Origin of the sequence: Bradyrhizobium sp. NBAIM08 (assembly GCF_020193935.1) — a bacterium.
GTDB classification, from domain to species: domain Bacteria; phylum Pseudomonadota; class Alphaproteobacteria; order Rhizobiales; family Xanthobacteraceae; genus Bradyrhizobium; species Bradyrhizobium yuanmingense.
In genome coordinates this window covers 1-386 of record NZ_JADYVR010001267.1, presented here as the reverse complement: position 1 = coordinate 386, position 386 = coordinate 1, and the positions used below count along the sequence as shown (strand labels likewise).

Annotated in this window: 1 protein-coding gene; it reads right to left on the bottom strand. The window is 46.9% G+C overall.

The window, feature by feature from the left end; translation table 11 throughout:
- The coding region (locus I6F37_RS44460) for a MoxR family ATPase (protein ID WP_225155052.1) at nt 1-386 on the bottom strand (386 nt) is incomplete at both ends.

Below are 386 nucleotides of genomic sequence, written 5' to 3'. Positions count from 1 at the left end.
CTTATTATCTGCAGGGTCGGCATCAATTGCCTTGCGCAGTTCCATGAAACGGGCAATGGCGCTTGCCACGAAGTCAGGATGTTCGCCCACCAGGTCGGGCATATGCGCTCTGATGATCTCCGTGAGCATGTCTTCCGGAAATTTTACATACATAAATAAACACCGGCGTAGAAAAGCTTCCGGTAATTCCCGCTCATCATTGCTGGTAATAAAAATGATGGGTGGGCAGTCAGCTTCAATGAGTTCTCCTGTTTCAGAGGCGGGGATGGTAAAGCGGCCTTCGTCCAGTTCCAGCAGCAGGTCGTTCGGAAAATCAATATCGGCTTTATCTATTTCATCTATTAATAAAATAGAAGGATTTTCGGCAGTGGAAGTAAGGAATGCTT